The following is a 19,147-nucleotide window of genomic DNA, read 5'->3' as shown; positions in this document are numbered from 1 at the left end:
GTAGAAGCCATGCAAGACGCCTCATTTGAGGTCACCTGTCGTATCTAGCTGCTTGAGGGGCGGGGCATTGTGATACAGGGAGAGCTGTGGGGTCCCTCCTTCTCGGCCTCGACGATGTGGAAGGAGCCTGTGCGGCGAAACGGGCTAGACGCCCCCCAGGCCCAGAACTTGGGCGAAACCAACACCAAAGGACAGCCGGTTTAGTAGCCGAACAATGAACCCTCGCTCGACGAGCCGCCGTCTCTACTGTCTCCGGCCTCACGCGGTTGACAGCGCAGCGGCTACTGTTCCGCACAACTCGGATGGCAATTGGGACAAGTCCGCACATGTCGTCACGTACGCTGAACGCCGCAGATACAGCCAAACTGGGGGCGGGGCGTTTCTGCCGTTTTGATAGAATTCTATCAAACTGACAATTTTCCTTGCATAAATGCAAGGAGAGCTCGGTTGACTCCCCTCCTTTCTTGTCAAGGATGAGTTTGCAGGCTGCGGTGCGGCAGAAGCCGGACAGAACAGCGACCGGTCGAGTAAAGGCCTGCGCAAACCGCATACTGCGAGCGCCCGCGCGGAGGAAGACGCTCGTCCTGGTGAAAGGCAACGATGCTCAGGCGCCATTGCCATTGCCGAGGGCGTCCGCGCGCCGGAAATTTCGAAGCAACAAAGGTGAGATCGAGAATGATGATGACGAAATACAACACAGCTCACCGTCCAGTGCAGTTCTACCGGCGGGTGGCGGAGTGGGATGGGCTGCCAAATGGAACGTAAAAAGATCAGCAAGGAGATGCTTGGCGATAGTCAGGCGCTGCGCAAGCTGCGTGAGCACCTTGTCAAGGTGGCCAAGGCGAAGACTACGGTCCTGTTGCGAGGTGAATCCGGAACCGGCAAGGAGCTGGTTGCCAAAGCCATTCACGAGCTCTCGCCTCGCGCCAAGCAGCCCTTCATCAAGGTCAATTGCGCGGCGCTCACCGAGACGCTTCTGGAATCTGACTTGTTCGGTCATGAGAAGGGTGCCTTCACCGACGCGAGCAGTTTGCGCAAGGGGCGCTTTGAGGCTGCCGACAAAGGCACATTGTTTCTGGACGAGATTGGCGAAATATCAGGTTCGTTCCAGGCTAAGCTGCTGCGTGTCCTGCAGGAGCAGGAGTTTGAGCGCGTCGGCAGCAACCACACCATTAAAGTTGATGTTCGCGTGATTGCCGCAACGAACAGGGACTTGGAAACGGCAGTTCAACGCAAGGAGTTCCGGCAAGACCTCTATTATCGCATCAACGTCGTCACTTTACGCGTGCCGGCATTGCGCGAAAGGCGAGGTGATATTCCGCTCTTGGCCGCTCAGTTTCTCAAGAATTTCAATACTGAGAATGATCACACGCTGACCTTCGCTCCCGAAGCGATTGAGGTGCTAATGAACTGCGAATTTCCAGGCAACATCCGAGAGCTCGAAAACTGCGTTCAACGGACGGCAGTTCTGGCGACGGGTCCATCAATCCTCAGAACTGACTTTGCCTGTTACGCGGATCAGTGCTTGGCCGCGGCGCTGTGGAAGAACGGACCGCCGACGTCAGAGAAGTCGACTACGATCGAGCCTTCCGCCGCCTGTGCCGCCCCGCCCGTCGGCGACGGGCAAGCGCCGATAGGCCCTGCCACGAGTCGTGGTAGGGTGCCCGATGCCGATACGGTCATTGCTGCCATGGAAAAGTGTGGCTGGGTGCAGGCAAAGGCGGCGCGCCTGCTCGGTTTGACCCCGCGCCAGATCGGCTACGTGCTGAGAAAACGCGGTATCGAGATCAAGCGTCTCTGAAAAAACCCGCCGAGCAAGAGCTGGAGCAGGCCAAGCATTGGTGCTCTGGCGCCGAGCCCATCGGCCAGGCTTACGAAGTGGGTTTGAACAGCGCTCCCAAGATTCCGGCCGTGTGCTTTCTACCACGCAGTCATACTGGGGCTCTGCGACTGACAAACTAAAGAGGAGTAATCCTATGGCTAGTAACTTCGCTCTACACCGCAAGGGCAAATCAATTCGACGTGCCTGGAATCCAGAAATAATCGATGTATCATTGGTGACACGCCAGCATGCGTAGAGGCGACGCGCAGATCTCCGCTGGCGGGACCTGGTCGATACATTAGCTGATGGCTTACCGCTCGATATCACGCAATCTGAGATGGGCATGAAAGTGAGTTCGACCGCTGGACAGTTGCCGACCTCGTCAGGTATTGGCCCCTGCGACCGGTTGATCTGCGATATCCAAATTCGCGGAAGTTGGTCGAGACGAAACTGTCGCCCCGGCTCGTGACCGACCGCGCGCCCGGCAAGACCGAGTTACAAAGTTGCCGAGGCAGTTTGATGTGCGTTCCTGCATCACTGTACGGGACACGACCTGACGGGAGACTATGATGCGTAGCCAAAAAGAAAAGATGCTCGCAGGCGAGTTTTACAATGCGGCGGATCCGGAGATCCAAGCTGACCTGTTGGCCACCGGGGCTTGGCTCAAGCGGTACAATGATACGCTGGGGCAGACCACGGGGCATTGGCATGAGCTTTTGTCCGAGCGGCTGGGAGAGGTTGGGCGCGGAACGGTCATCCGTCCGCCCTTTTTTTGCGACTACGGATTCAATATCCGCATTGGAGCCAATGCCTACATCAACTTCAACTGCGTTATTCTTGACGTGGTAGAGGTCAAAATCGGGCAAGGAACGGCAATTGGGCCTGCTGTGCAGATTTATACCGCCGATCATCCACATGATGCCGAGCAGCGGCAGGCCGGCCTGCAGGTCGGGCGTCCTGTTCACATTGGCAGCCGTGTCTGGATCGGCGGTGGAGCAATCATTCTGCCTGGCGTCACGATTGGTGATAATGCAGTGGTAGGCGCTGGCTGCGTGGTCACACGAGATGTTCCCGCCGGGGCAAAGGTAGTGGGAATTCCTGCTCGCGTGGCCGACCCACATAAACAGGCATAATCACCTCGTTGACCCTGGAGGTGCATGCGAACTGTCGAAACTGTGCCGAATTTTTGTCGAAGCCATTGAGCGCTGCATATGTTGTCGCGACTCGGGCGCTTCAGTTCTTTTGCCACGGGGGTCACAAGATCATGTGCGTAATGCCGCCGCAACGTGCTCACGTACCGCAGCAGCGGACCCTTTCACATGGCCCAACGAATTCAGAGCCTACGTTGTGCTGCCACTAGCATTACTGCTCACGAATGTATTCCCAACTGAGTTTTCGCCCTTGGAGGCAAGCAGCGACTCACCAGCAATCGCTGGCCATTAATCCTGGCTAGCATCGACCCCGACGAGGCGAGCCGCGGCGTTGCGGATCGGCATGTCGATGACCGTGATTGCGCCTTCGGCAAGGAAACGACGTTCGTTTCTGGTCAGCGTAGCCGAATCGATCACCGCAAAATGTGGGCCAGTGGAGCGCTTCATCAGCTGTCTGGCATATGTGCGCAGCATCTGATCGTTGAAGCGGCAGCCCACGAAGAAAAAACCCCGGTTGACGCGCCGTTGCTTCACCGCGTCCGGGATCGGCGTCTGGATATCAATTTCGGTTAGGACTTCGACGTAATCGGAATCAGCCACGAGGAAGTTTGCCGCCGGCCTGACGCTGCCGTGCGGCGCATAGAGCACCGTCCTAGCCACTTGCTCGGCCTCGAGTTCTGTTCCTGACAAATCGTAAGTTCTCGTCCAGATGTTACCGATTCCGGTCGCGCGCGTCGTTCCTTGTATCTCGACAACGTCTGTTTGGCCGGCCTCTGCAAGGGCTGCTCGCATGGCGCCATCGTACCAGCTGTCGATGATGACAGACAGTTGAAGGGTTGCGAGCCAGGCGTGAAGAACGGTCGGCTCGGCGGGGGCTGCGAATATCTCCGCCATCCACGCTTGGAGAGTCCGACGATGTCGGCGCTGCTCGATAAACTGCGCGACCGACCACATATTGGTGCGAATCCTGGAAGGGGCAGGCGCCCGCTTGTTGAGGGCCGCGGCGACATCTTCAGGGGTGCAAGGTACAGGTGATTCCTGTGGGTTAAGCTGCAGAAGACCAGGACCGAGATAGGGGATCACTCGATCGGCCTTGAGAGCGCCGTTCAGCAGGTCAATCAGTTTTTTGGCAAAACTGCCCCGGACGACGACGAGATGGTCCCAGCTCAGCATCGTGTTCATACGCGTTTCCTCTCCGCCACTGAACCCACCGGCATCAGGCCCCGTCGGAAATCTTCATCGCCTCGACGGTGATCGGCAAACGCGTGTCGCGCGGAAGGTCGGGCAGCATGAGCCGCCAACCGTTCCTGAGCGTCACGGTCCCGCCCCATAAGTCAGCGTTCTCAATCTCGGTGATCGGCTCTTCGAGATCCTTCTTGGGGACATAAGCCGACAAACCAGTAGCGGTCCTGCGAATCATTACTTTCATCCGGCTGTTCCCCCGTTGGAAATGCCTTCAGCTCCGCAGGGAACCTCGACTTTGTCGAGGCTAATGAGTTCGCGCGCTCGCATGCCGACGACCGTGCCACGATCGATCCATTCGACCGCATAGATGAAGAATTGCTGGAGAAAGGTTCCAATGTCGCGCACGTAGCCTTCGTCGCCCTTCCGCACGAGGTTTTCGCCGATCTCCTTGCCGGGATAAGTGCCGTCGTTTTTTATGTGGCGTATCGCACGGACCCGCTCACCCTGCATGAACCGTGGCGGTCTGCCGATTTCCACCTCCTGTTCGCGTCTGGACCACATGCTGTCCATTCCTTTCTCGAGGCTTTTGTTGTGGTCGCGGGTTGCAGGCGTCGTCGTGCTGCGAACCCGACCGTTTCGGTAGGAATCAAGCGGGAACGCAGGTTTTCGGTACCGGACAGACCGACACGCATTGCTGCGTATCGAAGGCCTCCTTGCATTCGGTGCACTTGTTTGGATCGATCACATAGGCGTCGCCCTTGAACTTGATCGCTTCCGAAGGACATTCGAACTCGCAGGCCCCGCATTGGGTACATTGGGATGCGATGATCTTTAAAGCCATTCTAACTCCTGGTTATCGGACACGGCTCAGGCCGTCGCCGCTAGTGGTCTGATCCCAAACTCTGCCGCGTAAAGTGCGCTTACTGCGGTCTCGATGTAGTCATGGCCATAGGCGTCGGTTACGCGCAGTCCAGCTCGCGAGAGTTGTTCCTTCGGGCGATTTCCGATCTTGGCGCATAGCACTATGTGTATGCCTTCGAGCGCTGCGATGACGCCCTCGAGGATGGCGTCTTCGCCCCCGCCTCCGAGGCAATACCGCTCGACCTTCCGATGCCCGACCAGGCTGATCCCTCTAGGCGAGACTTCATAAACCTGGAATTCCTTCGCGTGGCCGAAGTGTTCGTTGACCCGTCCACCTCCCTTAGTGGCCACCGCAACCAGAAGCGACTTTTCGGAGTCTGTTGCCTTGACCATACCGATGGCCTCGCTCCTCGCCGCCTCATGATCACGGCGCTCGTGTGCGACCACCTGCCGATAGGCCTGACGCTGGCCAGCATCGTAGGCGACATCGTCGGGAATCCCGTCCAGCGTGAATTCCTGGCCACGATCTTCACCGAGCAGGCCGACAGCATCTGCCCGGCACTGCCGGCAGTGGCGCATCAACTTGGCGCCACCTTCAAGTCGATCCTGAAGAGCCATCATCTCCGTTGCCGTTGGGCCGCGCTGCCCGATGAGTCCGTAGTGGGTACCGTGCGCCGGGTCCGAAATCAGAGGCATCACGTTGTGCAGAAACGCGCCCCGCTCCCTGACCATTTTGTTCACCTCAAACAGGTGCTGGTCGTTCACTCCAGGAATCATCACCGAGTTGATTTTGGTGAGGATGCCGCGCGCGCTCAGCATCTCCAGGCCCAGCATCTGCCGCGCGTGCAAGATTCGAGCGGCTTCGATGCCGAAGTAGCGGCGATTTTCATAAAAGATCCATGGATAGATCTTCGCGCCGACTTCCGGGTCGACCATGTTGATGGTGATCGTCACGTGATCAACATTCATTTCGGCAAGCTCGGCGACATGGTCCGGCAGCACGAGCCCATTAGTGGAGACGCACAGCTTTATGTCGGGGATTTCCCTGATGACGCGGTCGAACGTTGCCTTCGTTTTCTCCCAATCGTAACAGGCATCCCCCGGCCCAGCGATGCCAAGAACCGAAAGCTGCGGAACTTTGTTGGCAACGGCGATGACCTTGCGTAGCGCTTGGTCGGGCGTCAACTTCTCAGACACAACACCAGGCCGGCTCTCGTTGGCGCAATCGTATTTGCGATTGCAATAGTTGCACTGGACATTGCAAGCCGGCGCGACCGCCACATGCATACGCGCGAAATAATGATGCGCTTCCTCCGAAAAGCAGGGGTGATCCTTGATCCTTTCCCAAATAGCCGGATCCCCTTCGCCCGGGCTGGTCGGCGACGAGCCGTAGGAAGACGATGCGCAGCCACCGGATTTCGCGGCTGCCAGAAAACCCTCGGATGTCGTGCTAGTCGGCCCCTCAATCGAAACTGTCGGTGAGGACATCAAACGGCTCCGTTGCTGGTAACGTCGCGGTTCAAGGTGCAAGAGCCATACCAACTGAAAAAAGCGGCTTCAGTTCACTATTCGGGTCGATATCGCATTGTGTCAGGCCGGCGCGACACAATTTTGTCCTGCTTGCGACAGTGCAAGTCCAAATCCGTTCAGAAGCACGAAGCACTCCTTGTCGCGCACAGGGCGCGCAAGACCACTGGCCTGACGATTGGCTCATCAGGCTCTTAGAAGTTCCTTCACCTCGATACTATGCCGGCGTATCGCCTAGCCGACTTGTCGCAGCTTGAGGCCGAGAATTCGAGCCGCATTAGCCTGAACCCAGCCGGCCTTCTCCATTGTGTCGATCAGCCGTCACGCTCCGTCCGCCGCGGTCCCAGCCCCCGTCCGGCCGTATCGTTAGAATCGCAAGTGCCCATCTCGTGTTCAGGCGGGCGCCGATGCGCCGAACCGGCATCGTGCTGGCCCGTGAGAGCTCGTCGATGACATTGCCACGTTCCGAAAGATTGGTTCCATCCAGAGGAGAACGCCAAGCACGCAGTTCTCCGGCTCGCGGACGTTGCCGGGGAAATAGCATTGCGAGATCAGCTCAACTGCCGACGGCGCAAAGCCATGGTTCTCCATATTTCAAGGGTAAGCGCTGTGTCCTTCCAGGAGGACCCGCGATCTGTGGGCCTGCCGATTCTGAGGTGGATCGGAGATCGGCTTGTGTCTGAACTTGAACTTACGATTGACCCTGAGCGGCAGCCTCGGCGTTTTCGAGGGTGATCAACGGCGCTGTTGGTCGGCGGCATTGGTCGATGGACGACAAGGCACGGAGTCATCTCCGAGACCCTGGAGCCGACGCGGTGATCTCGGAGGTTGCCCGGCGCTACGGGCTGCGGCCGCGGCGGAACGCTCGCAAGCTTGCGACGTCGGCAGGACAGGCCACTCCCGCCTAGTGGTTTCGGTGGCGCCACCGGAACGACCCGTTGGGCCTACATCCTTGCACCAGAGCTCAAGGCCACGGCCTGAGAATCGGCCGCCGTTCCCCCTACTTGGTTCCTCAGCCGACAGCGCTAAGAAGGAGAGCAACTTCCGTCGGCGCGAGGATCATTGCGTCGTGGCCAGTGGCGAGTTCCTGCCACGCCCAGCCATCCTGCTTTGCGACCCATTCTCGCGCTCCCGCCATCGGCGGGTGGAGTGGATTAGTGCAGACGACATAGGTTCGGGGTCTGCCGTTGCCGAGCGGGTGCTCGAGCTTAAGTCCGCTTTCGTAGGTGCCTGCCGGATGCGGTGTTATCCGGCGCCGCACCCAGTCCGTGAGCGAGTGTCCCTCGGGAATGCCGAATGCTGTTGGCGGCGGAGTCGGCATGAAGATACCCCGTCCTTCCTCCGCAACCAATTTTCGACGGGCGGCGACGATGTCGGGGGGCATGGTACTGAATACACTTTGACCGCTCTCGACGATGGCGCCGTCGAGATAAACGAGATGGCTGATATGGTCGGGTATCCGGTCGGCGGCGCCGGTGATGCTGATGCCGCCTAGACTGTGACCGACAAGGATCACATCGCTCAGCTCTTCCGTTACAATGTGGTTGACGATGTCGGTCACGAATGTGTCGGGCGTGATGTCCTTGCACAGCAAATGTGCGCGTTCGCCGACACCTGTCTGGGTAGGCGTGGTCACGTGGTATCCCATCTTACGAAGATTGGCGGCCACGTCCCGCCAACACCATCCGCCATGCCAGGCACCATGCACTAGCACATACGTTTTTATCACGGATTGTGCCGTTCCATTTGCTCACCGGCCGTTGTGGCTGCCATCCGGCACGATGGCCGGACATTGTCCAAAGGGGCTCGACCACGTTACCGGTGGTAAGTCCGGCACAGGCGCCCCGTGGCCTGAGGATACCCCTACCAAGTCGAGGAAACTTGAATTGCGAAACCCAATATTCACTAGCTCTTTGCAAGTGGATGGAGAGGCTCATGGTGTGCCGCAGTTGCTCGCTGCCGGCATGCTCTTGGCACCGGCTGATCATCCGAACTTGAACAGGACACCAAAGCCGCCGCGCGGATAGTTCCACTCGATGTCGCCGCCTTTCTCGCACAATATCCGGCAGGTGCCGCATTCCATGCAGCCGTCGGCGGTGATCTCGACTTGACCCTTGTCATTCAACTCATAGCATTTCGCCGGACAGACGTAGGTCAAGGCAAGCAAGTTCGCGCTTGGCTTGTCGTGCGGTCGCACTATGATATGGGGGCGGCCGGAATCGACCAGATAGCGGTTCTGGTAAAGTTTGTCCTCGACACGAACCTTCGTCACTGCGATCGTCATCTTGTACCCTCTTCAGCGCCATGCCAATGCCAGGCGGACCGCGTCGCTGACCAACCCCCAGCGCGAGCGCGCGTTGATGAAGGCGGCCGTGGTGTTCTTTTCCTTCTCGATCTTCGGCGTGCCGTCGACACGCATGAAGTTCTGAGCGGCATGCGACATCAACCGCGGATAGCTGTCAAAAAAGTTGCTGGAATTGGTGTGGAGTAAGGCTGGCATGTCCTTGTATTTCTTAAGATCCTTGATCACAAAGGAGTCATCCAGCATCGTCTTGTAGAGCGCAAGGTTCGCTTTGGTCATAGGACCGTTGCGGCTTTTGACTTTGATGATCGCCTCAGCCGCGACGCGACCCGAGGTCATGGCAAGGTTCGAACCCTCACGGTGAATGGCATTGTTCAGTTGCGCTGCGTCGCCGACGATGACCCAACCGTCGCCGAAGAGCTGCGGAATGGCCCTGTAACCACCTTCGGGGATAAGATGGGCGGCATATTCTTTCACCTCCGAGCCAGCGATCAGCGGCCGGATCGAAGGATGGTTTTTCATCGCATCCAGGAGGGCGGACGGGCTCTCCATCGTCGCGGCGAAATCCGAGACCAGGCAGCCGATGCCGAGTGAAATCGACTCCTTATTGGTGTAAAGGAAGCCGAGCCCGGCCATGCTGCGAGAGATCGTGCCCACGGCCTCGATTACGCAGCCTTCATCGCCCTTGACACCGAACCGCTGGCCAATGACCTCTTCGGGCAAGAAATGCATTTCCTTGACGGCAAGCGCCACGGTCTCCGGCTTCGGCATCTCGCGCAGGCCTGCGCGAGTGCCAAGCAATCCCGACACCCCTTCTGCGAGAACGACCACATTCGCGAAGACCACTCCGCCAGCCCGGTCTGTGCGGACGCCGATCACCTTGCCATTGCCATCACGGACGAGTTCCGTCGCGGTCGTCTCACACAGGACCGTCGCGCCAGCCTCGCGCACCTTGCGGGAAAACCATTTGTCGAACTGGGCGCGGATGATCGTGTAGCGGTTGGGTTTCGCCTCATTGAAGTCGTCCGACCGGTAATGAATTCCGGTGTGAGACGTGTCGTCCATCACCCAAAGTCGCTGTTCGACCAGGTGCCGCTCGAGGGGCGCATCATCCCGGAAGTCCGGGATGATCTTCTCCAGCATGTTCGCGTACATTATGGCACCCTGGACGTTCTTAGAGCCCGGATATTCCCCGCGCTCCAACTGCAGTACCTTCAGCCCCTGGCTTGCCAAAGTGTAAGCAGCTGCGTTTCCAGACATGCCGGCTCCGACCACAATGGCATCGAATTGTTCAATCATGTCCTCTCCCTCAACTCGCAAGCTTGTCTCGACTGTGCGGCGACAGCCGCCGGGTGAAGGCTTCCGTCAGTGCGGGCAGGAAGCGGATTGCATCCGTGACGATCCCGAGGTGGGCGAACTCGAAAATCGGCGCGTTCGGATCGGTGTTGATCGCGACGATGAGATCGGCCCCCTCGACCCCAACTCGGTGCTGGATGGCGCCGGAAATTCCGGCCGCGATGTAAAGCTTCGGTCGAATGGTCTTGCCAGTTTGTCCAATCTGTCGATCAGCCGGCATCCAGCCCTTCTGGACCAAGGGGCGCGAACAGCCATGCTCGGCGCCGATCGCTCGGGCAAGATTCTTCACAAGCTGAAGGTTCTCCGCCGCTCCGAGACCGAGGCCTCCCGCAACCACGACATCCGCATAGGCAAGATTTGCCATTGCCGACTGGTTATCCGGTAGGAAGCCGAGGACTTTGGTGACGATATCGTCCTCAACGAGCGACAGCTTGTGCCGCATGACACGCCCGACCGGCTTATCCACCCGTTGCGGCATAGGCATGACCCTTGGTCGCACCGTCGCCATTTGCGGCCGGTAATTTAGTGTATAGATCGTACACAACAATGAGCCACCAAAAGTCGGACGGGTCGCGGCGAGTGAACCGTCGGAATCTACATCAAGTTCGGTGCAGTCGGCCGTGAGCCCCGTCTGCAGGGTCGTCGCTACCGAGCCTGCAAGATCCCTGCCCAGTGTGGTCGCGCCGAGAAGGAGGATTTCGGGTTTATGGGTATTGACCAGATCCGTGAGCGCCTTGGCGAACGGCTCGTTCCGGTAGTCGGCGAGCGGCGGCGCATCGACGATGTAGACAAGATCCGCCCCGTAAGCGAAGGCCTCGGCAACAGCGTCCTCGACCATCTCGCCCGGCGGTCCCAGCACGACGCCCGCGAGCTGGACTTCAAGCTTGTCGGCTAATTTGCGGCCTTCGCCCAGCAGTTCGAATGATACAGGATGCACATTGCCGCGTTCGAGCTCGAGGAAGACCCACACGTGCCGGTAGTCTTTGAAACGGTCGGGAAGTTCTTTCTTTACACCGGCACGGCCGGGGGCAATGCGAGGGGTAGTTTGGCTTGCGGTCGACATTTTCTGCTCCTGGCCGTCACGTGCCGCTGTTGAAGGCCAGCTCATGTTCCAGCGCCGGCCGGCGGGTTAAGATATCGGCGATGAGTTCATCGGCTATGTCCTGCAAGCCCCTTTCCGCGGTGTCGATCTGCGCCGCCCTTTCTGCCCGTGCGGTGGGGGCGAAAACACGCTTGACGACTGTAGGCGAGCCACGCAGACCGCACCGGGTGAGATCGTCAATGCCGGCGTCGGCTGCAGTCCACTTCACGACTTGGCTGCGCGCCGCGCACAGAGCCTGCTGGAGCGAGCCCCGGCGGATTTCGTTGGTGTCTTCCAGCATTGTAATGAGGCAAGGGAGTCTGCTCTTCAGCAACTGGGTGCCGCCTTCGGCGCGACGCGCGACTTCGATCTCTCGCGTATCGCGGTCGATGGAGGCAATCTTCGCGACATAGGTAAGTTGCGATAAATCTAGGCGCTTGGCTATGCCCGGTCCGACCTGGGCGGTATCGCCGTCAATCGTCTGCTTGCCGGTGAAGACGATGTCCGGCCTGCCGAAAGTCTCCCCAATTTTTGCGATTGCTTGCGAAAGAGCAAAGGAAGTCGCCAGCGTATCGGATCCGGCAAAATAGCGGTCCGTCAAGAGAACTGCTCGGTCAGCACCGTAACCGAGCGCCTTTCGCAGCGAGTCCTCCGCCATGGGCGGACCCATTGTGAGCACAGTAACCTCGCCACCATGAACGTCGCGCAGTTTGAGCGCTTCTTCGAGGGCGAACAGGTCGTAAGGATTGATGATGGTCGGAACACCCTGACGCATGATCGTGTTCGTCACCGGGTGCACGCGGATCTGTGCCGAATCCGGCACCTGCTTGATGCAGACTACGATATGCATTGGCGGTTTCTCTAAGCTCCCAGTCCGGATTCGTGCTTGGCGGTTCACCTCATTGCCTGCATCGTTCATGCCAAGTCGTCTTCCTGCCTCTATTCCAGAAGGTGGCTTCGTTTGCTTCCGAGGAGGCGTCATGAGGACTGGATTTGTCGACTTCTCGACATTGTCGCGTCGCAGCCGTGTCGGGCTCAATACTTTCCGAACCGCTTCAGTGCAGAGTCGAGCGGGACGAAGGCGCGGCCAGGTGCGGGACATATGTTTGGATCGTGGTCCCTTAGCACCTTGAACACACGTTGCGTGAGCGGCGGGGAAGTCGCGAAATCTTCGTAGGCGCGTTCCAGCTTGGCGCGCACCCGCGCGGCGATTACCTGGTTAGGCAGACCGGAGAAATCTTCTTCGGCAAGGTATTGGCCCACGCGCTTCATGATATGGAGCCGCGAGACATTCATCACTTTCGGGTCGTAGGAGACGTCAAGGCAGGCGAAGAAGTCCTCCGCGGCCGACAGGCCCTTCAGTCGCGCTAGGATATCGGTGCGATCGATCGGGCGGCTATCAGCGGAGCAGTTCATTGTATTCTCCCGGCGCGAAATTGTGGTGTCGATGCATTGGTGACATTGCTGACGGCGTGCCGACCTCTGGCACGGCGGCTGGGCAAGAGACTTGGCGATCTCAAGCTCTTCTTGAAGTGGTGAAGGCGACCCCGAGTTTGACTGCTCTCCTTGCGCAGGGTCGTCACGTTGAGGAAGACCTCACGGCTCGTCGGCTATTGTGCCGCTCGGACCCGGGCCGGAATGAAGCTGTTCTGCACCTCGCCCGCACAGTCCAGCACTGGGAACGGCCCGTAGCTTCTCGGTGATCGCAGGCAGGACCTCAAGCACGCGGTCTACGTCATCTTCGCCGTTGTCACGCGACAAGGAGAAGCGGACTGCCCCACATGCCGCGTTCATAGCGATCAGAACATGGCTCGGTTCCAGTGAGCCAGAGGCACAGGCGGACCCGGCGGAACAGGCGATTCCCAGCCGGCTCAGGACAATTGGAATTGCATCGCCTTCGATACCTTCGAATCCAATGTTTGCAGTGTTTGGCAATCGCTCTTGCGGATCGCCGTTGATGGATGTGTTTGGGATGCGCTGGATGATCCCGTTCTCAAGGCGGTCGCGCAACCATTTTATTCGTTTTGTCTCGTCCATGAATTTCAAGGCGAGTTCGGCCGCCATGCCCAGTCCGACTATGCCGGGTGTGTTTTCAGTGCCTGCACGCCGGTCGCGCTCTTGGTGCCCACCCTTGATCATGGAGGAGAAGCGCACGCCACGTCTTACATAAAGCGCGCCTATCCCCTTTGGACCATGCAGCTTGTGGGCGGAGAGCGACAGCATGTCGATCGCGGTCGATTTCAGCTCAATCGGAAGCCTTCCGACCGCCTGCACTGCATCAGTGTGGAAAAGCGCGCCGACTTCCCTGGCTAGATCGGCAAGCTTAACCACGGGAAAGATCGTACCGGTCTCATTGTTCGCCCACATTATCGAGACGATTGCCACTTGTGGGGTGAGGGCGGTTCTGTAGGCGTCCAGGTCGAGCCGGCCGTAGTGATCGACTGGGATAATGTGCACCTTGACGCCGCGCGTCTTCTCAAGGTGCGCGCACAACTTCAGAACGGCCGGATGTTCAACCGCGGAAGTCACTATTTCCGTTCGGTCGGGCATCACCTCCAGCGCCGAAAGGATGGCTGTACTGTCGCTTTCAGTCCCGCCCGAGGTGAAGATGATCTCGTCCTCGAATCCCGCGCCGATGAGGGCTTGCAACTGTTGCCTCGCCTTTCTCACGGCTTCAGCAACCGATGCGCCATAGGCGTGCATGGACGAATGATTGCCAAATTGCTCCGTAAAGAAAGGCAACATCGCTCCAACGACTGCAGGATCAACCCGCGTCGTTGCGTTGTTGTCGAGATAGACAGGGTTCATGGGAGTGATCCTTCAACTGCTGAAATGATTCAAGGGTAGGCGGGCGGCCATTGAACCTCTGGCGCATATCGTATCTGGTAAGGTGGGCGGCCGGGCGAGCGATGGCTTGGCTGACCGGTCGCTGTCGACATTGCCCTTTGGTGGCGGCATCCGCCGGGAATTCAGCTGTTTCGGGCAATTTTGTTTGCTTGCCCACGGCAACGATCGATGATCGCGATTTGGCGCATCACCGAACGCAATTGTTCCGGGCCGACAGTGCGTGTCGGCCGGTTCCAGAGCGCCGGCGGTTACCGGTTCGACGCAGTATTCCTTGGCGTCGCTATTGTCGAACATAGCCTGTTCCCTCGCAATCATTTGCAGGACTTGCCGCAGCCGCACGTCTCACGCGCATTGGGGTTATCGAAAACAAAGCCGGATGTTTCGAGCCCATTGACGAAGTCCACGGTCATGCCGGCGGCATGGGGTTGGGAGCCTCTATCCATGAACACCTTGAGCCCATCTCGCTCGATGATCGCATCGCCCTCACGTGAGACGCTCTCCAGGCCCATTGAGTATTGGAAGCCGGTGCAGCCGCCGGCATGGACCATGATGCGAAATCCTTCCGCCGGCTCGCTGGCGCGGTAAAGAGCGGCCTTGATGGCGGCAACAGCGTTGTCGGTGAGCGTAATCATGGCTCGATTTCTCCTCGGTCCGGCGTTTTCGCGGATCATCTCGCATGGACCGTGCCAAAGGGAAGACGTGTCAAAAACCGTAGGACATCCCGACGTCTCTTATGCTCGATTGCTGGGGAGACGTCCGACAACCGACACTTACTGTCGGGTTTGTCGCGTCCGCGTCACAGGAAGGGCGCCTGAGTTCGCGATGCACTCACGCGTAAAGCAATGAACAGAGCCAAAGATGTTCAGAGCTTGCCGCGGAGCAACTGGCACGATTTTTGTGAAGCCTTCGTTGCGGCGGCAAAATTGCCGGCCGATTCACCTTTGGGTTGCCCTCGCAATCGAAGAACGAAGGGAAGCAATATGATCCATCAGACCCGCCTTAAGTGGGAAAGCAGCACCGCCGGTGGTACCCGAATGCTCGATCGGCCGATTGGCGCCGACCACCCAACAATCGCTCTCTACCGGCGATTGGCCGCTGACCGCCCGGAGACAGGATTCGACTGGCATGTGCCTGACGATCGATCGCGTCCGCCGTGCACACCCCTGAGGCCCGTTTTTCGATCGATCGTCAAAAGAAGAACGGGGCAGGGGTAAAAACATGGATCAGCGCAAGAAGCGGTCGCCCAACGAAATCCGGCGTGCGTGGGAAGTCTGTCCGAACATTCCCGCGCGTGATTTCGCCGCCCAATTGGCCATTTCGGAAGCGGAACTGGTCGCGGCCCATTGCGGTTTCGGCGCGGCACGCATCGACCCGCGCATCAATCACCTTCTGACGGGCCTCGAATTCGTGGGCGAAGTGACGGCGCTGACCCGCAATCAAGGTGCCGTGCACGAAAAGATTAGCGTCTTCAACAGAGTGATAACCGGCAACAATCACGCCATGGTCCTTGGTGACGAATTCGACCTTCGCGTCTTCCCGCAGGCTTGGAGGTATGGTTTCGCTGTTGAAAGGCGCCATCGCGGCGGAATCCAGCGCAGTTTGCAATTCTTCGACGCCGCCGGCGCAGCAGTGCATAAGGTGCATCTCAGGCCGGTCTCCAACCTTCATGCCTATCGAAAGCTGGTGGCCGAGCTCGTATCCGCCAACCAGGAGCCGACCATGTCGCTTAAGGCGAGAGTAGCCGACCTGGGGGCGAGGACTGCGGACTGGGCCGGCACGGTGGACGACCTACGCGAGTCCTGGAGCCGGCTGACTGACGTCAACCTTCTAAAGACGCTCAAGCTCAGCCGCTGCCAGGCTTTGCGCATGGTCGGCCAGGATTACGCTTGGCTGCTCGACAATGCCGCAGTTGGCGCCGTGCTCCAGCGTGCGGCCGAAGACGAATTGCCGATCATGTGCTTCGTCGGCAACCGAGGTTCTATCCAGACCCATTCCGGCTTAATCAAGTCGGTCAAGCAGATCGGGCCGTGCATCCATGTGCTGGACGAAACGTTCCGGCTGCATCTCAGGACCCACCAAATCCGTGAGGTTTGGGCCGTGCGCAAGCCGACCAATGACAGTCACGTCACCTCGCTCGAAGCATATGGGTCCGACGGCAAGATCATCATCCAGTTGTTCGGTGCGCGCAAGGAAGGCGAACGCGAGCGCGACGACTGGCGGGTTCTGGCGGAAAACCTGCCTCGTTTCCCCGACAGCTACATGAGAAAAGACCGATCGTCGTCGGTGGGACGCCGGCGCCCATCTGCCTCCGCAGCCAGTAGCCGGGCATTGAAGCCGAGACCGGGGACACGATGACGCAATAAGCGCGCTGTATTATCGCAACGCGATGAGCAGGAAGCAATTTGGCGCTGCCCCATCGACCGCATGGTTACGACGAAGCCGCGGCCTTTGGGCCGAGCTCAGAGGTGACAATAGCGTGAACGCCGCCGACCGTCACTCCCCACCAGGCGGTCAGGTTTTGCGGTTCGGGCCGAGCAAAAATACTGTCAAGACAGCGAGGAACGTGGCAACCGCGCTGTAGACAAAGACACTGGCAATACCCGTGTGATCCACCAATAGGCCACCGAAAGTTGTGCCGGCTGCGATGGCCACTTGGAAGGTTATGACCATCAGTACACCAGCGCTCTCGGCCTGTTTCGGAGCGGCGCGTAGCACCATCCATGTCTGCAATCCGACCGGGACCGCGCCAAAAGCAAAGCCCCATACGGCAACTGCAATTGCCGAGGTCAAGGCCGATGCTCCCATGGTCAGGAGCGAGACAGCGGCTACGGCAATGAGCAGGGGCGGCAGGGCCGCGACCGCCTTGAGACTGTGTTTGGTGAGGAATGCGCCGGCTAAATTGCCGAAGACGCCGGCCGTGCCAAAAGCAAGGAACACGAGCGGGATTGACTTCTTTTCGAGCGCAGGAACGCTCTCGAGAAAGGCGCGGATGTAGGCGAAGCTGGCAAAATGGCCGGAAGCGACCAATAGCACGACTAGCACCGCAACCTTCATCGCCGGATTCTTCGCGACATCCAGCGGACTGCGGAATCTGCGCACTTCGATCGGAGGCAGTGGCGGAATGGTTACGAGTTGCACGAGCAGCGCAACGGCACTCACGATTGCGGCGACCTTGAACGAGGCTCGCCATCCCCAAATGTCACCGACATAAGCGCCGATTGGAGCCGCGCAGACGGAGGCGACAGAAACGCCGGTGAGGATGATCGACATGGCGCGCGGCATGAGGTGACTTGGAACCAGCCGCATCGCCAACGCTGCCGAAATTGACCAAAAACCACCAAGCGATATGCCAAGGACGACGCGTGCCGCCAGCAAAACCGGCAGCGACCCCGCAACCTCTGCCAGAACGTTCGACAGGATCAGCAGGAGCGTCATCGCCCAGATGACGACCCTGCGGTCCAGACGCTTTGTCACGATGGCGATTATCGGTGCCGAGATCGCCGCGACGATTGCGGTCGCTGTTAGCGCCTGTCCAGCCGTGCCCGTGGTGATACGGAGATCATGCGCGAGCGGTGTCAGAACGCTGGCGGGCAGAAACTCTGCCGTCACAAGCCCGAAGGTGCCGAAGGAAAGCGAAATGATGGCACCCCATGCAGGGCCAGAACGTTGATATGGACTTTCTGGGTCAAGCCGATCTCGGTCGAACAAAGCCGCGTCCACTAAATCTGTCGCCGATTCGGTCATGAATGAGTTCTCCGGCTAGGAGCTGTTGCAGCAGGGGTGGCTACATCGCCGGGGATCAAAGCCGCGAGACCTTCCGGCGGCGGCCAGTCGGCATCAGTCGAGGCCTCGGCGCCCGACGCATCCGAGGCCTCATCGGAGGGCCGACGGACCCAACCGTCGACAATGCGGGAGAGTTCTCGGCGCGGTCGCATCGATCGCATTCGTGAAGTGCGGTCTGTTCACTGCGAACCAAGCAAGCCGAACGCGGTGTCCTCGATCGAGGCCTTGATGGGGGGATGATCGACGATCTCTATATTGCTTTGAAGCAGGAAGTTCCGTCGCCATATGTGGTTATCCTGGCAGCCAGAATTGAGCGGTTGTCGCAAGCACCAAGGCGGTCGCAATGAGTGCAACGAGGCGGAAGTCTGATGGATGGCTGCGGTTCGATGGCCGCGCGATCGACAAAATTGAGGTGATGAGTTATCCCTTTTGAAGCCGTTGCTCCCAATTCTGGGATAAGGTAATTGCAGGCGGTCCCAGCAACGTCGGGCGGCCTTTTTGGTGATCGAATTCATGGGACGACACTCTCGGTCCGTGACGCATCTGCGAATGACTGCGCAAGTTCCGTGCCATCAACGACAAATCTGGCTCTGCTGAGCGGGTGGTGGAGGCACGAGCGTGGGCTATCCCAAGAGCTTGCCGCAAGGTTGTTCGAAGTTGAGGTGCCGGATAGACCGCAAATATGTCGGGCGGCCTGGGGTTGGCCAACACGAAGATGCGCAAGTTCAAAAGGACGAGCTGAACCCTTGCCGATATCCGTCCGAGGCTGATCTGGAGAAGGTCAAGAACTGCGTCTTGAAGGCTTCCGCCGCACCGGCAAATGCGAAGCCAAGGTGCTGGGCAAGATGGACAGGGCCATCCAACCCGTCGACTGGACGCTCATTAATGGCGTCGGTGTGGCTCTGTAGCTGGCGAGAAAAACGCCCTGCTGAAAGACAAAAGCTCGTGTGGCCGGCTCTGAAGGACGGCCAATGAGGCAGGCGAGGAGAGGCTATAGTCCATTCGTGTAGACTGATCTTGTCCCACGGAGGCGGCTAACCACCCCGCCAGACATCATCGAGGGGAGCGCCACTAGGCTTACCCCAAGTGTTGGTCATTTCCACCTGGTGACCTCGGCCAAGTCACCAAGCCGCTTAGCGCAAGCTTTCGAACTGGATGCTCCCCGGGCACATGATCGGCTAGCGATCCCACCAGTTGAGTTGCTCCAAGTCGGTGTCTAGCTTTCTACATTC

General features: G+C 59.0%; 17 protein-coding genes and 3 pseudogenes. 3 read left to right on the top strand and 17 right to left on the bottom strand.

Annotated elements, in window-relative coordinates; genetic code table 11:
- Positions 1-467: 467 nt before the first annotated feature.
- Complete coding sequence (locus tag EOB49_RS27295; RefSeq protein WP_127331210.1) at positions 468-695, bottom strand: hypothetical protein; 228 nt, start codon at positions 693-695, stop codon at positions 468-470.
- Between the two features lie 62 nt (positions 696-757).
- Here EOB49_RS27295 and nifA point away from each other — a divergent pair.
- Both nifA and EOB49_RS27285 read left to right on the top strand, forming a co-directional pair.
- Positions 758-1,801: pseudogene (gene nifA / locus EOB49_RS27290) on the top strand (nif-specific transcriptional activator NifA); the annotation flags it as partial.
- Between the two features lie 587 nt (positions 1,802-2,388).
- Positions 2,389-2,955 (top strand): sugar O-acetyltransferase, encoded by a 567-nt coding sequence (locus EOB49_RS27285; RefSeq protein WP_024505228.1) that lies wholly within the window; start codon positions 2,389-2,391, stop codon positions 2,953-2,955.
- A 306-nt stretch (positions 2,956-3,261) separates the two neighbouring features.
- Here EOB49_RS27285 and EOB49_RS27280 read toward each other — a convergent pair whose 3' ends face one another.
- The 15 genes and pseudogenes from EOB49_RS27280 to EOB49_RS27205 all read right to left on the bottom strand — a co-directional run bounded on the left by EOB49_RS27280 (position 3,262) and on the right by EOB49_RS27205 (position 14,764).
- Positions 3,262-4,155 (bottom strand): SIR2 family protein, encoded by an 894-nt coding sequence (locus tag EOB49_RS27280; RefSeq protein ID WP_127331208.1) that lies wholly within the window; start codon positions 4,153-4,155, stop codon positions 3,262-3,264.
- A gap of 34 nt (positions 4,156-4,189) precedes the next feature.
- Complete coding sequence (gene nifT / locus EOB49_RS27275) at positions 4,190-4,402, bottom strand: putative nitrogen fixation protein NifT (protein ID WP_024505230.1); 213 nt, start codon at positions 4,400-4,402, stop codon at positions 4,190-4,192.
- Positions 4,399-4,719, bottom strand: coding sequence for a nitrogen fixation protein NifZ (locus tag EOB49_RS27270; RefSeq protein ID WP_024505231.1), 321 nt, complete (start codon positions 4,717-4,719; stop codon positions 4,399-4,401). Before EOB49_RS27270 ends, nifT begins: the two co-directional genes overlap by 4 nt.
- A gap of 85 nt (positions 4,720-4,804) precedes the next feature.
- Positions 4,805-4,999: a 4Fe-4S binding protein gene (locus EOB49_RS27265; protein WP_024505232.1), complete on the bottom strand. Its 195-nt coding sequence runs from the start codon at positions 4,997-4,999 to the stop codon at positions 4,805-4,807.
- Between the two features lie 26 nt (positions 5,000-5,025).
- Entirely contained in the window at positions 5,026-6,507 is a 1,482-nt protein-coding gene (gene nifB, locus EOB49_RS27260) for a nitrogenase cofactor biosynthesis protein NifB (RefSeq protein ID WP_127382811.1), read from the bottom strand.
- A 273-nt stretch (positions 6,508-6,780) separates the two neighbouring features.
- Positions 6,781-6,884 (bottom strand): annotated as a pseudogene (locus EOB49_RS27255) (helix-turn-helix domain-containing protein); the annotation flags it as partial.
- A 674-nt stretch (positions 6,885-7,558) separates the two neighbouring features.
- Positions 7,559-8,260, bottom strand: coding sequence for an alpha/beta fold hydrolase (locus tag EOB49_RS27245; protein WP_281058118.1), 702 nt, complete (start codon positions 8,258-8,260; stop codon positions 7,559-7,561).
- 270 nt (positions 8,261-8,530) lie between these two features.
- Positions 8,531-8,830 (bottom strand): ferredoxin family protein, encoded by a 300-nt coding sequence (locus tag EOB49_RS27240; RefSeq protein ID WP_024505235.1) that lies wholly within the window; start codon positions 8,828-8,830, stop codon positions 8,531-8,533.
- 12 nt (positions 8,831-8,842) lie between these two features.
- Positions 8,843-10,147, bottom strand: coding sequence for an FAD-binding protein (locus EOB49_RS27235; protein WP_024505236.1), 1,305 nt, complete (start codon positions 10,145-10,147; stop codon positions 8,843-8,845).
- 10 nt (positions 10,148-10,157) lie between these two features.
- Entirely contained in the window at positions 10,158-11,267 is a 1,110-nt protein-coding gene (locus tag EOB49_RS27230; protein ID WP_024505237.1) for an electron transfer flavoprotein subunit alpha/FixB family protein, read from the bottom strand.
- 16 nt (positions 11,268-11,283) lie between these two features.
- Positions 11,284-12,135 (bottom strand): electron transfer flavoprotein subunit beta/FixA family protein, encoded by an 852-nt coding sequence (locus EOB49_RS27225; protein WP_024505238.1) that lies wholly within the window; start codon positions 12,133-12,135, stop codon positions 11,284-11,286.
- Between the two features lie 185 nt (positions 12,136-12,320).
- Complete coding sequence (nifW, locus tag EOB49_RS27220; RefSeq protein ID WP_127331200.1) at positions 12,321-12,701, bottom strand: nitrogenase stabilizing/protective protein NifW; 381 nt, start codon at positions 12,699-12,701, stop codon at positions 12,321-12,323.
- A 180-nt stretch (positions 12,702-12,881) separates the two neighbouring features.
- Positions 12,882-14,093, bottom strand: a complete 1,212-nt coding sequence (nifS, locus tag EOB49_RS27215) for a cysteine desulfurase NifS (protein WP_063169388.1) — start codon at positions 14,091-14,093, stop codon at positions 12,882-12,884.
- Positions 14,094-14,105: 12 nt separating this feature from the next.
- Positions 14,106-14,426: a hypothetical protein gene (locus tag EOB49_RS27210; protein WP_127331198.1), complete on the bottom strand. Its 321-nt coding sequence runs from the start codon at positions 14,424-14,426 to the stop codon at positions 14,106-14,108.
- Between the two features lie 17 nt (positions 14,427-14,443).
- Positions 14,444-14,764, bottom strand: a complete 321-nt coding sequence (locus EOB49_RS27205) for an iron-sulfur cluster assembly accessory protein (RefSeq protein WP_127331214.1) — start codon at positions 14,762-14,764, stop codon at positions 14,444-14,446.
- Between the two features lie 586 nt (positions 14,765-15,350).
- On the opposite strand from EOB49_RS27205, the pseudogene EOB49_RS27200 reads away from it, so the two are divergent.
- A pseudogene (locus EOB49_RS27200) lies at positions 15,351-16,382 on the top strand (ChuX/HutX family heme-like substrate-binding protein); the annotation flags it as partial.
- Between the two features lie 261 nt (positions 16,383-16,643).
- Here EOB49_RS27200 and EOB49_RS27195 read toward each other — a convergent pair.
- Positions 16,644-17,876 carry an MFS transporter gene (locus tag EOB49_RS27195; RefSeq protein WP_126063819.1) on the bottom strand — a complete coding sequence of 411 codons (1,233 nt, stop codon included), beginning with the start codon at positions 17,874-17,876 and terminating at the stop codon, positions 16,644-16,646.
- Positions 17,877-19,147 lie beyond the last annotated feature (1,271 nt).

It is taken from the genome of Mesorhizobium sp. M7A.F.Ca.MR.148.00.0.0, assembly GCF_003997735.1.
In the GTDB taxonomy this organism is placed as follows: domain Bacteria; phylum Pseudomonadota; class Alphaproteobacteria; order Rhizobiales; family Rhizobiaceae; genus Mesorhizobium.
This window is presented reverse-complemented; position numbering and strand designations above follow the sequence as displayed.

Excerpts from the sequence above, each read along its gene's own strand:
- EOB49_RS27285 (WP_024505228.1), top strand. The coding sequence starts at position 2,389 with ATGATGCGTAGCCAAAAAGAAAAGATGCTCGCAGGCGAGTTTTACAAT.
- EOB49_RS27280 (WP_127331208.1), bottom strand. The coding sequence starts at position 4,155 with ATGAACACGATGCTGAGCTGGGACCATCTCGTCGTCGTCCGGGGCAGT.
- nifT (WP_024505230.1), bottom strand. The coding sequence starts at position 4,402 with ATGAAAGTAATGATTCGCAGGACCGCTACTGGTTTGTCGGCTTATGTC.
- EOB49_RS27270 (WP_024505231.1), bottom strand. The coding sequence starts at position 4,719 with ATGTGGTCCAGACGCGAACAGGAGGTGGAAATCGGCAGACCGCCACGG.
- EOB49_RS27265 (WP_024505232.1), bottom strand. The coding sequence starts at position 4,999 with ATGGCTTTAAAGATCATCGCATCCCAATGTACCCAATGCGGGGCCTGC.
- nifB (WP_127382811.1), bottom strand. The coding sequence starts at position 6,507 with ATGTCCTCACCGACAGTTTCGATTGAGGGGCCGACTAGCACGACATCC.
- EOB49_RS27240 (WP_024505235.1), bottom strand. The coding sequence starts at position 8,830 with ATGACGATCGCAGTGACGAAGGTTCGTGTCGAGGACAAACTTTACCAG.
- EOB49_RS27235 (WP_024505236.1), bottom strand. The coding sequence starts at position 10,147 with ATGATTGAACAATTCGATGCCATTGTGGTCGGAGCCGGCATGTCTGGA.
- EOB49_RS27230 (WP_024505237.1), bottom strand. The coding sequence starts at position 11,267 with ATGTCGACCGCAAGCCAAACTACCCCTCGCATTGCCCCCGGCCGTGCC.
- EOB49_RS27225 (WP_024505238.1), bottom strand. The coding sequence starts at position 12,135 with ATGCATATCGTAGTCTGCATCAAGCAGGTGCCGGATTCGGCACAGATC.
- nifW (WP_127331200.1), bottom strand. The coding sequence starts at position 12,701 with ATGAACTGCTCCGCTGATAGCCGCCCGATCGATCGCACCGATATCCTA.
- nifS (WP_063169388.1), bottom strand. The coding sequence starts at position 14,093 with ATGAACCCTGTCTATCTCGACAACAACGCAACGACGCGGGTTGATCCT.
- EOB49_RS27210 (WP_127331198.1), bottom strand. The coding sequence starts at position 14,426 with ATGTTCGACAATAGCGACGCCAAGGAATACTGCGTCGAACCGGTAACC.
- EOB49_RS27205 (WP_127331214.1), bottom strand. The coding sequence starts at position 14,764 with ATGATTACGCTCACCGACAACGCTGTTGCCGCCATCAAGGCCGCTCTT.
- EOB49_RS27195 (WP_126063819.1), bottom strand. The coding sequence starts at position 17,876 with ATGACCGAATCGGCGACAGATTTAGTGGACGCGGCTTTGTTCGACCGA.